This is a genomic window from Flavobacterium ajazii (assembly GCF_010614725.1).
GTDB classification, from domain to species: Bacteria; Bacteroidota; Bacteroidia; order Flavobacteriales; family Flavobacteriaceae; genus Flavobacterium; species Flavobacterium ajazii.
Genome location: NZ_JAAEHL010000003.1, coordinates 169,334 through 183,146, shown reverse-complemented (window position 1 = coordinate 183,146; position 13,813 = coordinate 169,334). Strand labels below are relative to the sequence as shown.

15 protein-coding genes and 1 tRNA gene are annotated in these 13,813 nt (G+C 31.7%); 5 read left to right on the top strand and 11 right to left on the bottom strand.

Annotation, left to right across the window (positions count from 1 at the left end; translation table 11 throughout):
* The first annotated feature begins 55 nt into the window (after window positions 1–55).
* Window positions 56–1,117 carry a VPS10 domain-containing protein gene (locus GWR14_RS06185; protein WP_163408165.1) on the top strand — a complete coding sequence of 354 codons (1,062 nt, stop codon included), beginning with the start codon at window positions 56–58 and terminating at the stop codon, window positions 1,115–1,117.
* A 119-nt stretch (window positions 1,118–1,236) separates the two neighbouring features.
* Here the strand turns inward: GWR14_RS06185 and GWR14_RS06180 are convergent, their stop codons facing one another.
* The 5 genes from GWR14_RS06180 to GWR14_RS23895 all read right to left on the bottom strand — a co-directional run bounded on the left by GWR14_RS06180 (window position 1,237) and on the right by GWR14_RS23895 (window position 4,277).
* The gene (locus tag GWR14_RS06180; protein ID WP_163408164.1) at window positions 1,237–1,695 is read right to left on the bottom strand and encodes a sensor of ECF-type sigma factor; all 459 of its coding nucleotides are present in this window, start codon (window positions 1,693–1,695) and stop codon (window positions 1,237–1,239) included.
* 16 nt (window positions 1,696–1,711) lie between these two features.
* On the bottom strand, window positions 1,712–2,122 hold the full coding sequence (locus tag GWR14_RS06175; RefSeq protein WP_163408163.1) for a hypothetical protein: 411 nt from the start codon (window positions 2,120–2,122) through the stop codon (window positions 1,712–1,714).
* 33 nt (window positions 2,123–2,155) lie between these two features.
* Window positions 2,156–2,698 carry an RNA polymerase sigma factor gene (locus GWR14_RS06170; protein ID WP_163408162.1) on the bottom strand — a complete coding sequence of 181 codons (543 nt, stop codon included), beginning with the start codon at window positions 2,696–2,698 and terminating at the stop codon, window positions 2,156–2,158.
* 66 nt (window positions 2,699–2,764) lie between these two features.
* Window positions 2,765–3,904 carry an SRPBCC family protein gene (locus tag GWR14_RS06165; protein WP_163408161.1) on the bottom strand — a complete coding sequence of 380 codons (1,140 nt, stop codon included), beginning with the start codon at window positions 3,902–3,904 and terminating at the stop codon, window positions 2,765–2,767.
* A 184-nt stretch (window positions 3,905–4,088) separates the two neighbouring features.
* Window positions 4,089–4,277 (bottom strand): hypothetical protein, encoded by a 189-nt coding sequence (locus tag GWR14_RS23895; protein WP_163408160.1) that lies wholly within the window; start codon window positions 4,275–4,277, stop codon window positions 4,089–4,091.
* Between the two features lie 80 nt (window positions 4,278–4,357).
* Here GWR14_RS23895 and GWR14_RS06155 point away from each other — a divergent pair, with 80 nt between their 5' ends.
* Window positions 4,358–4,741 carry a pyrophosphohydrolase domain-containing protein gene (locus GWR14_RS06155; RefSeq protein WP_163408159.1) on the top strand — a complete coding sequence of 128 codons (384 nt, stop codon included), beginning with the start codon at window positions 4,358–4,360 and terminating at the stop codon, window positions 4,739–4,741.
* Window positions 4,742–4,798: 57 nt separating this feature from the next.
* Here the strand turns inward: GWR14_RS06155 and GWR14_RS06150 are convergent, their stop codons facing one another.
* On the bottom strand, window positions 4,799–5,869 hold the full coding sequence (locus tag GWR14_RS06150) for a branched-chain amino acid aminotransferase (protein ID WP_163408158.1): 1,071 nt from the start codon (window positions 5,867–5,869) through the stop codon (window positions 4,799–4,801).
* Between the two features lie 307 nt (window positions 5,870–6,176).
* Between GWR14_RS06150 and mnmD the strand changes: the two genes are divergently transcribed.
* Complete coding sequence (mnmD, locus tag GWR14_RS06145; RefSeq protein ID WP_163408157.1) at window positions 6,177–6,842, top strand: tRNA (5-methylaminomethyl-2-thiouridine)(34)-methyltransferase MnmD; 666 nt, start codon at window positions 6,177–6,179, stop codon at window positions 6,840–6,842.
* Window positions 6,843–7,007: 165 nt separating this feature from the next.
* The gene (locus tag GWR14_RS06140; RefSeq protein WP_031457182.1) at window positions 7,008–7,205 is read left to right on the top strand and encodes a hypothetical protein; all 198 of its coding nucleotides are present in this window, start codon (window positions 7,008–7,010) and stop codon (window positions 7,203–7,205) included.
* Between the two features lie 180 nt (window positions 7,206–7,385).
* On the opposite strand, the gene GWR14_RS06135 is transcribed toward GWR14_RS06140, so the two are convergent.
* From GWR14_RS06135 to GWR14_RS06115, 5 genes are all read right to left on the bottom strand, one after another.
* Window positions 7,386–7,459, bottom strand: a tRNA-His gene (locus GWR14_RS06135).
* Window positions 7,460–7,536: 77 nt separating this feature from the next.
* Window positions 7,537–8,253, bottom strand: coding sequence for a bacillithiol biosynthesis deacetylase BshB1 (gene bshB1, locus GWR14_RS06130; RefSeq protein WP_163408156.1), 717 nt, complete (start codon window positions 8,251–8,253; stop codon window positions 7,537–7,539).
* A gap of 81 nt (window positions 8,254–8,334) precedes the next feature.
* The gene (locus GWR14_RS06125; RefSeq protein WP_163408155.1) at window positions 8,335–9,411 is read right to left on the bottom strand and encodes a chorismate-binding protein; all 1,077 of its coding nucleotides are present in this window, start codon (window positions 9,409–9,411) and stop codon (window positions 8,335–8,337) included.
* Entirely contained in the window at window positions 9,404–11,419 is a 2,016-nt protein-coding gene (locus tag GWR14_RS06120) for a M48 family metalloprotease (protein WP_163408154.1), read from the bottom strand. Before GWR14_RS06120 ends, GWR14_RS06125 begins: the two co-directional genes overlap by 8 nt.
* 66 nt (window positions 11,420–11,485) lie before the next feature.
* A complete protein-coding gene (locus GWR14_RS06115; RefSeq protein ID WP_163408153.1) occupies window positions 11,486–11,914 on the bottom strand; it encodes a PaaI family thioesterase in 429 nt (142 codons plus the stop codon).
* A gap of 128 nt (window positions 11,915–12,042) precedes the next feature.
* Here GWR14_RS06115 and GWR14_RS06110 point away from each other — a divergent pair, with 128 nt between their 5' ends.
* A complete protein-coding gene (locus GWR14_RS06110) occupies window positions 12,043–13,554 on the top strand; it encodes a hypothetical protein (RefSeq protein ID WP_163408152.1) in 1,512 nt (503 codons plus the stop codon).
* The last annotated feature ends 259 nt before the right edge of the window (window positions 13,555–13,813 follow it).

Sequence of the window (13,813 nt, the reverse complement as noted above, 5' to 3'; positions counted from 1 at the left end):
TTTTACAATCCTCATTATTAAATTGTATTTTAGCAAAAACTAATTTCCCCGAATTATGAAAAAAACAGTTTTATTTGTATGTTCTTTTATCCTGCTTGTATCATTTAAAACGCTGAATAATAATTTAAAAACCAAATCTTACAATGGTTTTACATCAATTCGAATAGATACTTTGTTTGAAGAAAAAATAAGCATTAGAGCCATTACTATTGATAAAAATAAAATTTGGTATGGTGGAGATAATTCTCGTTACGGGTATTATGATTTAGATAAAAATGAAAAATTTGAAGAACATATTTATCGTGATACTTTAAAATTAGAATTCAGGAGTATTGCTCAGACTTCAAAAAATGTTTATTTGTTAAGTATTGCAAATCCTGCTTTACTTTATCAGATTTCAAAAAAAACACAAAAAGTTAAATTAGTCTACAAAGAGATTCATGAAAAAGTTTTTTATGACAGCATGCAATTCTGGAACGATAACGAAGGAATTGCTGTTGGCGATCCAACAGAAGACACTTTCTCTATAATCATTACCCGTGACGGAGGTGAAACCTGGACAAAAGTACTCTCAGATAAATTACCAACTAATGCAAACGGTGAAGCTGCTTTTGCAGCCAGCAATTCTAATATTGTGATTAAAGGCAATGATACATGGATTGTTTCAGGAGGTAAAAAAGCTCGTGTTTTTTACTCTCCGGATAAAGGAAAAACATGGAAAACGGCTGAAACACCTATTGTTCAGGGAAAGGAAATGACAGGTATTTTTACAGCTGATTTTTATGATTCTAAACAAGGATTTATAGCAGGAGGTGATTATGAATTTCCTAATAATAAAAATGGCAATAAAGCTTTTACCAAAGATGGAGGAAAAACATGGGAACTTATTGGTCAAAACATGGGATTTGGATATGCATCCTGTATACAGTATGTTCCGGGAGGAAATGGCAGGGAAATTATTTGTGTAGGATCTGAAGGTATACAGTATTCCCAAAATGGTGGAGAAAACTGGACACAATTATCTACTGATACAAAGCTATTTACTATTCGCTTTTTAAATAAAAACACAGCAATTGCTGCAGGTTATAACAAAGTAATACGAATTCATTTAAAATAATAAAAAAACAAAACCCCTAAATAATAAAGTAAGTATTATTATATAGGGGTTTTATCGCTGCTGTTCTGTGGTATTTTGCTTCTTGTGGTATTATGCGTGGTATTTTGCTTTTATACTTCTTAGTTCTTAGCTGCTTTTTCTTTATACTGTTTCAATAATTTTCGATTGAAATCATCTTCAGATTTTTTAAGCTTTAATATTTTTTTCGCAGAAAGCACTTTTCTAAGGTTGCTCATGTATTTTTCCTTTAAAAAGTATAATTCTTTATCAGTACTTTCTATTTGAGACAATAAAGTTGCTGCTTCTTTTTCTGAAAGTGAATTAACGTTTTCATCGTTCAGTTTACGCAGATAAGTTTTCATTTTTTCGTGGCGTAGTTCATATTGTTTGTCATCAAACGCATTATAAATTGGCCAGAATTTCTCTGCTTCAGCTTGTGTAAGTTCTAATTCGGTTGTCAAAAAAGAAACTTTAAAGGCTTTAATTTTTTCTCGCTTTTCATCAACTTTATCATTTTGTGCATAGAATGAAAAACTAACTAAAAACAATAATATGGGTAGTATAATTTTAATTTTCATCTTTTATAATTTTAATTTATTCTGAAATTAAATTTTCAATATTTGGATTCGAAGATAAAACATCTTCTAATGTTTCCTGCTCTAAGACAACATTTTGGTTTATTGCTTCAATATCTTTTGTGTCCAGTTCCCTAATCAAATCATACTGATTTAAGTTAGACTGATATGACAAATAGGTTTCTAAAGCTGCTTCGTCAAGTTCTTTCGATTTGTTGTAAGTATTCACTATCGGAATCATTAGAGCTACAATAACTACCGCAGCAGCAAGCATTGTAATAACCTTTTTGCGTTTGTAAATCGGAATTACCTTTACTTCTGTTTCTTCTATTTGTTGTAAAATTCTTGCCGAAAAATCATCAAAATAATGCTCCGGGGTTTTAAATCCGGTTTTTATTTTCGGTTCATTTTCTAATTTAAATTCTTTCATAATGTCTATAAGATATATTTTATAACAAAAGGTTTAATTTGATGTAACATATATTTCGATTTTTCTTACTGCATGATGATACGAAGCTTTCAATGCGCCCACCGAAGTCCCTAGAATTTCAGAGATTTCTTCGTATTTCAATTCTTCGAAATATTTCATTTTAAAGACCAATTGTTGCTTTTCAGGCAAAGTAATAATCGCTTTTTGAAGCTTTATTTGGATTTCATCGCCATCAAAATAAGTGTCTGCCTTTAAATTATCTATTGTTTTATTCTGTAAGGCTTCAGATGTTAAGCCGTTTAATTTTGCTTTTTGGTTTAAAAAAGTCAATGCTTCATTGGTTGCAATCCGGTACATCCATGAAAAAAGTTTGCTTTCTCCTTTGAAATTTTTCAAATACTGAAATACCTTTATAAATGTATTCTGTAAAACATCATCAGCATCATCATGATCCAGAACAATGTTGCGAATATGGGAATACAGGGGCTTTTGGTATTCTGACAAGAGTGTCTGAAACGCAACATTCTGCGTTTTAGGATTTAATAATTGTGCTATAAATTCCTTCTCGTCTGTCAAGTTTTATTTATTTATCTTGTTTGAATGAATTTATTACAAAAGGTTTAATCTGTCATGTATTTTTTTTTAAAATTCAGATTCTTCCTCTGGAGTTGTTGTAGGGGTAGGGGTTTGTATAGGTTTTTTAACAGCCGGAGTTACAGTTGAAGCTGGTTTGTATGCAGGTACTTCAATAACAGGTTTTACTTTTGGAACAAGCGGATAGTAAAACTCTGTGATTAATTTTGAAGAGCTTTTGACATCCAGTTTGCCTGCAGTCAAAATTTCCAAATGCGACCAGGTTAAATCCTGAACAAGTTTTTCTTTGTTGATGAAAGCTGTTGTTTTTGAAATCGCTTCGCTGCTATGTGAATAATCTCCTTTCAAAGTAGTTTTTACCGCTTCAAAACTTTTTAATTTTCCGGATAAAATATCGCTTCCGGTACTTGTCAAAATTTCTTTATTTATAGGTAGACAGATAGAAATTTTAGCCAGATTGGTTTTTGTGTCATAAGTATGGTAAATAATAAAAGGTTTACCATTTGTATATAAATTATTTTTTTTACTGAATTCAATCAGTTTTGGAATCACAGCTCTTGCGTTTTTGTTTACTTTTTGAATTTCACTTGTAAAGGTTTGTTTTATATAAAAAGTCTCTGTTTTTCTAACAACTCCATTTACTTGCACAGCATATGTTTTTGTTTCGTAATCCAGATTTTTATCTATATTGACAAGCGTTTTTTCATAAATTGTCCCAATTATTTTATCAGATCCGCCGTTTAAAACCGTATAGATTTTAAATAAAAAACTCATTTCACCTTTTGCTTTCCAGGTAACTTTCGTTTTTCCGTTAAGCGTATCTTTAAAAATCCAATGAACATCAGAATCAGTTCCGTCAAAGTTTATTTTCTGATGAATACTTTCTCCTTCTTTCGTTTCTAATGTTATTCCACTTCCCCTTCCTTCGCTGTTTTCCCACGAAAATGAAGCTCCGTTTCCGGTTGTTTTTTCAGGAAAAGACATTTTTACCGTAGGGTCTTCCACCGCCCAGGATTCAAAATCTTCAAAATTCCTAAAATCATTTACATAGTGATATACAGTAGCTCTGGGTGAATTGATCACCTTGCTTCTTTCGACAGTAAAAAGACCTTTTTGGGTGGCTACAAAAACGCTTAAAGCAACAAAACTTAGTAATAATAAAAGGAATAGGTATTTGAGGATTTTCATTGTGCGGATATTTGGTGTCGTAAAGTTATAAATTTATTACCTGTGTTACGAAAAACAAAAATAAAATACTTCTTTCATTAATTACATTCATAATCACAAGATGTATAACTAAACGATTTTAAAAAGGTTAGCGTATATTTTATTTCTTAATTTACATTTTTAAATATAGAAATAAATTTTTCATTTATCTTTTAAAAAAGAATTTGATTAAAAAAAGAATCAGAATAAAAAGTAGAAAAGTGATTAAAACCTTATAATTTCCTTTGTAAAAAATTTTGTGCAGTGCTAAATCTTTTCGGTAAGCAAAAATCATTACGATTACAAAAGCAATAAAAAAACAAACTGCAAATATTAATTGTCCCTGACTAAACATAGTATAAAATTATTTTGGCAAATTTAGAGAATTGTATACGAATAGTTGCTAATTTGGCAGTCCATTTAATTGAATAAACAATGAAAAAACAAATAGATGCTGTAAAAGAATTTCATACCGCTTTTAAGATAGGGCATAGTGAAACTCCAATTGCTGATTTAGGAGAGACCAAAAAAATCCTTCGTTATAATTTAATGAAAGAAGAAAATGAAGAATATCTTGAAGCGGTTCAGAATAATGATTTGGTTGAAATTGCTGATGCCCTTGGGGATATGATGTATATTTTATGCGGTACAATTATCGAACATGGGCTACAGGACAAAATTGAAGCTGTTTTTGATGAAATTCAGCGCAGTAATATGAGTAAATTAGGTGCAGACGGACAGCCTGTTTATCGTGAAGACGGAAAAGTAATGAAAGGACCAAATTATTTTAAACCTGATTTTTCGAAATTATTTTTATAAAAATAAAACCCGACAATTTTAATTTGTCGGGTTCTTTTTTTATAAAAATCTTTTAAACTATTGAACTTTTACAGTCCAGCCAAATGTGTCTTCAGCAAGTTTGTTTTGAAGATTTGTTAGTTTTTCTTTTAAAAGAGAAGCGTATGAATTCTCAACAGGAGTCATTTCATAGTAAACATCCTGATAAGAGAATCCTTTGATAATACTTATAACTGCAGCAGTACCTGCTCCAAAAATCTCTTTCAAAGAACCGTTTTTAGCTGCTTCTACCAGTTCAGAAACAATAACCGGGCGAACTTCTACATTTAAACCTTCTTTTTCAGCCATAGCAATTAAACTTTTTCTGGTGATACCATCCAAAATTCTTTCGCTTGTTGGTGCAGTTAATAATGTATCATTAATTCTAAAGAATACATTCATTGTGCCTGCTTCTTCCAATTTAGTATGCGTTGCGTCATCAGTCCAGATTACCTGTTGGAAACCATCTTTGTTAGCTAGGTTGGTTGGGTAAAACTGTGCAGCATAGTTCCCTGCAGCTTTTGCAGCTCCAATTCCACCATTAGCAGCTCTACTGTAATGTTCTGCAATAATTACTTTTACTTCGCCAGCATAATACGATTTTGCAGGAGAAAGTAAAATCATAAATTTATATTCATCAGACGGATTAGCCACAACGCCAGGGCCTGTAGCAATCATAAAAGGACGGATATACATACTGCTTCCGTTACCTCTCTGAATCCAGTCTTTGTCAATTTTCAATAATTCATTCAAACCATCCATAAAAACTGATTCAGGAACTTCAGGCATTGCCATACGAACAGCTGAATTGTTAAAACGTTTGTAGTTTTCGTCAGGTCTGAACAACCAAACATCATTATTGTCATCTTTGTAAGCTTTCATTCCTTCAAAAATTGCCTGACCATAATGAAAGACTTTAGAAGATGGATCCATTAAAATAGGAGCATACGGCTTAATGACCGGTGTTTGCCATTCCCCATTTTTAAAATCACATTCAAATAAATGGTCTGTAAACACAGCACCAAAGCTTAAGTTTTCAAAGTCTACACTGCTAATTTTAGAAGAAGTGGCTTTTCTGATTTCAATTTTGCTTGCTTGAGTTGTACTCATAATAATGTAAGTTTTACGTAATTTTCATCATCAAAGAAGATCTCTTAAAGTGATGATATGATATAAAATAGAATTTATTGAATGCAAAATTAAGTAAAAATATATAATTTCCTTGCCAAAAAAACACTAATTAGCTCATTTGACTGCGATTTATTTATCTTATAATAAACTTAAAATTTTAACTGGTTTTTATAAAGAATTTATGAAAAAACCTTGATTTTTTAAGGCTTTACGCATTTGTTTTGACTAAATTTGACATAAAACACAATGTTTGATTTTAAAATCACATTGCAAAATTCAAATTTTAATGAAAAGGGAAATTATAAAAACGCTAGATGGCTCAACTACAATTCATTTAAAGGAATGGGATGAATGTTATCATTCAAAACATGGCGCAATTCAGGAGGCCAAACATGTTTTTATAAAAAACGGACTTGATTTGTTTAAAGATAAACCGGTAAGTATTCTTGAAATTGGTTTTGGAACAGGTCTGAATGCTTTTATTACTTTTCTTGATGCTAATGATTCGCAGCAATATATTGATTATACAGGAGTAGAGGCTTATCCTGTTAATTCGGAGGAAGTTTTGGCTATGAATTATGTTTCTGAATTAGAGGCTGGCTCGTTTGAAAATATATTTAAAAAAATGCATGAATGCGAATGGAATCAGAAAAATGAAATTACCTCTAATTTTTCATTAACCAAAAGAAAACAATTTTTTGATGAAATAAACGATTTGGAAGTTTTTGATTTGATTTACTTTGATGCTTTCGGATATCGGGTGCAGCCGGAACTATGGACTGCTGATATTTTTCAGAAAATGTATAATAGTTTAAAACCAAATGGTGTTTTGGTTACGTATGCTGCCCGTGGAATTATCAAAAGAAATATGCTATCTGTCGGATTTACAGTTGAAAAATTGGCTGGACCTCCGGGAAAAAGAGAAATGTTCAGAGCTCGTAAAGAGGTTTAAGCGAGTTATTTAGAATTATTCTATATTGATTTATACTCATTAAGAAAACGTATTCGTTCTTAATCTTTTGAAAAAAATAAGTTAAAATAATATTTTATATATGATATTTGTTTAAATTTGGCTCGAGTTTAAAAATAGAGATAACCCCCAAAATCTTATTTTATTATGTCAAAAATGATGTTTGATTACACGAAATCAATACTTGAAAGAGTAAGTTTCGACCCGGTGCTTTTTTGCAAAGAATTAGAAAAAGCTATCAAAACACTGTTACCTTACGAAATGGAACAATTGCAAGAATGGTTATTAAACTTCATCGTCGAAAAACCAGAATTAAAAGAATGTTTACTATTAGTTAAAGTATAAAAATGAAAGACTGTCTAAAAAGGCAGTCTTTTTTTTGTAACACTGTTTTGGTTTCAGTTTTTAAACTAAATCTCAGTATCGTTTGGGAATGGGATTATTATCTAAAAAATACAGGAGCTGGGTTAAATGAATTTAAGCTACAAAAAAAGCCCTGAATTTCTTCAAGGCTTTAAATTTCTGGGTGGCTGACCGGGTTCGAACCGGCGACCCGCGGCACCACAAACCGCTACTCTAACCAGCTGAGCTACAACCACCATTTTTGCTTAGCGAGTGCAAATATATAACAAAGGTTTGCTTCTACAAAGAAAAAAATGAAAAAAAATCATCTTTTTTACATCAAATCTCCTAAGCTGTTGACAGCCAAACATCTTTCAACTGTAAAACCTTCGGCAAAATCTTTGTTAACCAGTCTTCCTAAGTCCTGAGCTCTGTAATTTAAGCTCTCCAGAAAGTTTTTACTTGTAATGGGTGTTGCAGGCTCTTTTGAATCCGGGTCATAAAATTGTGTTTTATAAGCTAGGATTGCTTCAATCTTTTTTTCTTCAAATCCGGTAATGTCTACTACAAAATCCGGTTCGATGTTTTTCCATTGAATATAATGATAGACAACTTTAGGTCTCCAGGCTTCCTGTTTCTCTCCATCTAGTGAAGTTTCAATTTTCATTAGACCTGACAAAAAGCACGAGTCAGAAACTAATTTGCTTCCTTTCCCGTGATCGATATGACGATCGTCGATTGCATTACATAAAACAATCTCAGGTCTGTATTTTCGGATCATTTTTATAACTTCTAACTGATGTTTTTCGTCATTCGTAAAAAAAGCATCACGCATGGCTAGATTTTCACGTACGACAACTCCCAGTATTTTTGCTGCGTCTTTTGCTTCCTGATCTCTGGTTTCTGCTGTTCCCCGTGTTCCCAGTTCACCTCGGGTCAAATCAACAATTCCGACTTTTTTTCCAAGAGAAACTTCTTTTAAAATTGTTCCGGCACAGCCCAATTCTACATCATCAGGATGTGCCCCGAAGGCTAGTATATCTAATTTCATAATTTTCAATGTCAATTTCAAAAATCAATATCAATTACAATTCTGAAAATTAAAATTGATCTTTTATCTATTTTCTTTACTCTATTCTCTTTTTTCCTTTTTCAATACTCTCTTCATCGTCATCGATTTATTGACGCTTTCTTCCCATTCTTTTTCAGGAATGCTTTCGTTGGTGATGCCGCATCCCATATATAGAATGGCTTTGTTTTCCTGAATCTGCATGCTGCGCAAATTTACGAATAAATCAGAACTTGAATCTGATTCTGCAAAACTGCTGTTTAATTCGCCAAGGAAACCTGTATAGAAAGTCCTGTCGTAATTTTCATTTTCTAAAATAAATGCTTTTGCTTTTTTCTTTGGTAAACCACAAACCGCGGGTGTTGGATGTAATGTATCAATAACCTCTTGTAAAGTCGATTTTTCATTTAAAACTCCCGATATATCCGTTTTTATATGCCAAATCGATCCGGCTTTTAAGCTATACGGTTTTGTAACAACAACCGAATTGGCAACTTCACGTAAACGTTTTATAATAAAATCGGTTACATACTGCTGTTCGTCTCTTTCTTTTTGTTCCCAGCGAATCTCAGTTTCTAAATTTGCTTTTTGCGTTCCGGCTAAAGCTGTAGTTTCAAAAACATTTCCGTTTGCTTTTAAAAGCTGTTCAGGCGTTGCTCCCATCCAAAATCCTATTTCAGGATGAAAAAAACAATAACAAAATGTGGTAGGGTATAATTGAACCAAATGCTGAAAAGTACTGATAAAATCAAATTCCTTCAATGGCACTTCTTCACTTCTTGATAAAACTACTTTTTTGAATTCTTCGTTTTTGATAGCCTGAATTCCTTTCGAAACCAAACTTTCATATTGCAGTTTAGCGTTAATATCAAAATTTAAATCATCAGTTTCTATAGATTCGAACGCGGTGATTTCTTTTTCAGCCGTAATAATTTCAGATTCACTTTCAGGAATTAAAACAAGTTGTTTTTCGTCAAAAGAAGCAAAAACAAATCCTTTTTCGCTGTAATCAGCAATTGTATGTAAAATGTTATTTTGCTGTAAAATTCCAAAAATATTAGATGAATTTGGTTTTGAATAAATTACAAAAGGTAAATTTTGATTGTAATGTTGTTTTGTTTTTGAGAAAAAATTATTCATGATTTAAAAGTTGAACTTGGTAATCTAAAAGTTCTTTTTTTGTTTCAAAGAAGGTTCTTGAAATAACAAACTGATAATTCACAAGAGATTCCGTTAATAATTGCAATACTTCTTCCAGATATTGATTGCCATTAAAATAAACCCATTCTTCAGATAAATATTTATTGAATGAAACTCTCATTTCTACAGTTATCACAGGTCTGTAAACATTATCCTCTAAGAGTTTTTCAATTTGTTTTCTAAATTTCTCTTCTTCTTTTTTGAGGAGTTTCATGTTCTGATTAATTGTTTCGACCGGACATGTTCGATAAATAAACTCAGAAGCATTCATCATTTTGATATAAAAATCTATCCTCTCATCATAGCTTTTATCTAATTCAAAGATTTTTTTATAGAGTTCCTTTAGCTCAATATCTTTATTTTGATTTTTTGCCAGTTCTAAAAAGTATAAATAGATTTGTTTGTCGTTTTCAATGATTTCTTCTTTAGATTTTTTTAAATCAAGTTCTAATTCGTTTATTAGTTCCTGAGCATTTTTGGCAAAAAACTTATGTCCATCATAAGAAAATGATTTTATTTCAAAATTTCCGCCGGCGATTTGCTTCAATGTGTTTATATCATTTTCTAAAGAAATTGTACTGTAAATTAAATCAACGGCATTATTGCTAAACAAATCTTTAAGATCTTTTTTAGCTGATTCGTGTGTTAAGGAATTAAAATCGAGAATTTCAGGATTTTTACTATCGTAATATTTATTGTAAATTACATCAAATGAATTAGCAAAAAAATCTTTTTTGTATTCTTTTACAAATTCTTCATTATTATGAAAAACAACATTATTCGTATATGTTACAGAAGAAAACACTTTGTTTGTAAACTTGTTTTGTAATGCAACTCCATCATTAAACAGCCCAATGGCTAATGCATTATTTTCGTTGATTACATCCAGATTTAATCTTTCTAATTCCTTAATTCTGTCTTCTGTACTTGGGTGCGTTCCCCATTTATTTTCGATTACCAGTTTAGATTTATTAAACCTGCTTAAAAATTCCGGTGTTAACTGAGGTAAATCATTTTCGACTTTTAAATTGCTATTTACAGCAATAAAATTCATTACAAAGGATTGCTGCGAATAGAGATTTTCTGTAGTTATCGAATCTGAGATTTTTTTTCCGTAGTAATCTAAAACGGTAGTAAAAGAATGATCAGCAAGATCAAGTCTTAAAAGGGAAGTAATTAAAGGCTTTGAACCTGTAACACTGGCAGCCACAGCATCTGCATGAAACTCCATTTGTCTCGACAATGCATGATAACTAATGTTTACAACATTATAAACCTGCTGTAAAATCCACTGAATTCCTCCAACAATTTTAACAGCAAGCGCAGTAAAAAAAGCAAAATATCCGTTTACGCTTCCCCAGCTTTGAGCTATCGAATTATACGAATCGTTATCATAAAGCATGTTGTGAATAATTTGATTTACATTGTAAACATAACTGCCCACTTTCATACTTTTTTGAGAAAAATGTCCAAATTCATGTGCAAGAATAGCTTTAAGTTCAATTTCTGAAACAGAATTTACAAGGCCAACTCCTATCTGAAGGTTTTTCTTGATAGGCAAAAACATACTCCAAAAAGTAGAATCGTAAAAAACACAAGCATTAACGTCCGAAGATAAATAGACTTTTTTTGGAAAATCAGTTTCTACAACATTTACAATTTCATCAATAAAAGCAAATAATCTTGGTTCGTCTTCACGCGTAATTTCAATTAAATGAGAACGATCTACTTTATGTTTGACGAACATAAACTTAAAAAGAAAAATCAAAACAAGTATTCCCATGCACAATAATCCTGCGCCAATCATAATGGTAATAAATGTTGGTTTAGCGGCGATAATTGCAATACCGCCAATAGCCGCCAGAACTGTAATACCTATTCCGCAAATAATCAGGAAAATATAAACAAGAAAGAAGAACAAAACAGAAAGAATCGCTTTCGTGGTCATCTTTTTAAAAGCGGAAGAAACTGAAACAGTATGTTTTTGGGTCATTAAAATTTGAAATATAAATTGTTAAACTTTCTTTTTATCCAAAACCATATTTGTCAGTTTACAAAGCGAAATCAGGTTTCCGGCTTCATCAGTAATTTTAATTTCCCAAAGGTGTAGGCTTCTGCCTTTATGAATTATGCGGGCTGTCCCGAAAACAACTCCTTCACGGATACTTTTTAGATGGTTTGCTGAAATTTCTATTCCGCGTACTTCCTGTTCTTTTGCATTGATGAAAAAATGTGATGCCGCACTTCCAACACTTTCTGCGAGAGCTACAGAAGCTCCTCCATGCAGTAATCCCATTGGCTGATGAACACTTGGATTTACAGGCATTTTGGCAGTCAAAAAGTCTTCTCCGGCGTCAATATATTCTATTTTTAGCGTTTCCATCAAGGTGTTTTTCGAAAACTCATTGCAATACGCTATAATTTGCTCTTTTGTGTAATTCATTAAAATCAGCTTTAAAATCGTAAAATTAAATAAAAAGATGAGACAGAATTTAGAAAATACTATTCTAATAATTAAAAATCCCTTTTCGCATATAAGATTTTTGTTATTTTTACAGAAAAACAATTCAAATGCGTCATTATTTTGTGCTCTTTATTTTTGGAATTCTTTTAGCAGCCACTTCATGTCGAACTGATTTTGATACGGTTGCCAGTTCCGGAGATTTAAAATTTTCAAAAGACACGGTTTATTTAGATACTGTGTTTAAAAATATCGGATCGAGCACTTATAATTTAAAAGTATACAACCGCAGTAAAAATGATATCAATATTCCTGTCATTCAGCTAAAAAACGGTTTGACCTCAAAATACAGAATGACTGTTGACGGAATGAACGGTAATAATGGCAAGATTTTCAACAATGTTACACTTTTAGCCAAAGACAGTTTATATATTTTTATTGAAACCACAGCAGACATTACAGATGCTGATCCTGTTGATTTTTTATATACAGATGAAATTCAGTTTGACAGTGGCTCCAATCTTCAAAAAGTTGCTTTGGTAACTCTGATTCAGGACGCTGTATTTTTATATCCGAAGAAAAATTCTGATGGGACTAAAGAAAAAATTCAGATTGATGGTAAAGATGTAGACGGATTTTATCTGGATGAGAATGATGACACAAACGGAAATGAATTACTTTTTACGAATGATAAACCGTATGTGATTTACGGATACGCAGGAGTACCCGAAAACAAAACAGTAACTTTTGAAGCCGGAGCGAGAGTACACTTTCATGATAATTCGGGGCTTTTTGTAAGTAATAAAGCTTCACTTCAGATTAATGGAAATGTTTCAACGACTAAAAACCTGGAAAATGAAGTGATTTTTGAAGGCGACCGTTTAGAACCTGAGTATTCAGATGTTCCGGGACAATGGAATTCGATTATTTTTGATGAAGGAAGTACGAATCATTCTATAAATCACCTTACTTTAAAGAATGCCAAAATTGGTCTTGATATACGAAATCAGGATGCAACTACTTTTCAGATTAAAAACACCCAGATTTATGATTGTTCCAATTACGGAATTCTTGCTCAAAATGCTAAAATTAACGGAGAGAATATCGTTATTAATTATGCGGGTTTAGCAGCTTTATCCTGCGTTTATGGAGGCGATTATAAATTTACGCACTGTACTTTTAATAATAACTGGTCTGGTGGACAGCAATATGCGGTTAATTTAAGTAACAAACTAGCTGAAGCAACACCTGAAACCAATCCGCTTACTCAGGCTACTTTTAACAATTGTATCATTTATGGCTCAAATACCAATGAATTCAATTTAGATAAAAATGTAAATACTGCTTTTGTTTATCAGTTAAATAATTGTCTGCTTAAATTTGGTAACACATCAAATCCGGACTATCAGTTTGGTACAGATACAGCACATTATAATGCCATTATTTTAAACGAAAATCCGAAGTTTTTTAATATCAATCTGAATAGGCTTAATATTGACAATACTTCTGCCGCTTTCGCTAAAGGTAATCAGGTATATATCATTCCGTTGGATATTATTGGAAACACAAGAACCTCTCCACCAGATTTGGGAGCTTATCAGAATAAGGATTTTCCGAAATAAGTTTATTTATTTAAGCTGGATTTTTTTGCTCGCAAAGACGCTAAATCGCTAAATCTAATCTTTAAAAGTTAAAAAAACTTTGCGACTTAGCGTATTTGCGAGATTAAGAAACTTGCTATACTGCTCCTTTGTTCCTTAAAATCAAACTACGTAAGAAAATATATCTAAAATTAAACATCACTTAACGTTTTCGATTCATAAAAGTAGTAGATTTGTTATAATTAATTTTTAAATCTTTAAAATTCAGTGTTTTATAAAA

What these genes read in the sequence shown, in the direction of transcription:
- GWR14_RS06175 (WP_163408163.1), bottom strand. Translation starts at nt 2,122, where the DNA reads ATGAAAGAATTTAAATTAGAAAATGAACCGAAAATAAAAACCGGATTT.
- GWR14_RS23895 (WP_163408160.1), bottom strand. Translation starts at nt 4,277, where the DNA reads ATGTTTAGTCAGGGACAATTAATATTTGCAGTTTGTTTTTTTATTGCT.
- GWR14_RS06110 (WP_163408152.1), top strand. Translation starts at nt 12,043, where the DNA reads ATGCGTCATTATTTTGTGCTCTTTATTTTTGGAATTCTTTTAGCAGCC.
- GWR14_RS06150 (WP_163408158.1), bottom strand. Translation starts at nt 5,869, where the DNA reads ATGAGTACAACTCAAGCAAGCAAAATTGAAATCAGAAAAGCCACTTCT.
- GWR14_RS06140 (WP_031457182.1), top strand. Translation starts at nt 7,008, where the DNA reads ATGTCAAAAATGATGTTTGATTACACGAAATCAATACTTGAAAGAGTA.
- GWR14_RS06115 (WP_163408153.1), bottom strand. Translation starts at nt 11,914, where the DNA reads ATGAATTACACAAAAGAGCAAATTATAGCGTATTGCAATGAGTTTTCG.
- GWR14_RS06180 (WP_163408164.1), bottom strand. Translation starts at nt 1,695, where the DNA reads ATGAAAATTAAAATTATACTACCCATATTATTGTTTTTAGTTAGTTTT.
- mnmD (WP_163408157.1), top strand. Translation starts at nt 6,177, where the DNA reads ATGAAAAGGGAAATTATAAAAACGCTAGATGGCTCAACTACAATTCAT.
- bshB1 (WP_163408156.1), bottom strand. Translation starts at nt 8,253, where the DNA reads ATGAAATTAGATATACTAGCCTTCGGGGCACATCCTGATGATGTAGAA.
- GWR14_RS06155 (WP_163408159.1), top strand. Translation starts at nt 4,358, where the DNA reads ATGAAAAAACAAATAGATGCTGTAAAAGAATTTCATACCGCTTTTAAG.
- GWR14_RS06165 (WP_163408161.1), bottom strand. Translation starts at nt 3,904, where the DNA reads ATGAAAATCCTCAAATACCTATTCCTTTTATTATTACTAAGTTTTGTT.
- GWR14_RS06120 (WP_163408154.1), bottom strand. Translation starts at nt 11,419, where the DNA reads ATGACCACGAAAGCGATTCTTTCTGTTTTGTTCTTCTTTCTTGTTTAT.
- GWR14_RS06125 (WP_163408155.1), bottom strand. Translation starts at nt 9,411, where the DNA reads ATGAATAATTTTTTCTCAAAAACAAAACAACATTACAATCAAAATTTA.
- GWR14_RS06185 (WP_163408165.1), top strand. Translation starts at nt 56, where the DNA reads ATGAAAAAAACAGTTTTATTTGTATGTTCTTTTATCCTGCTTGTATCA.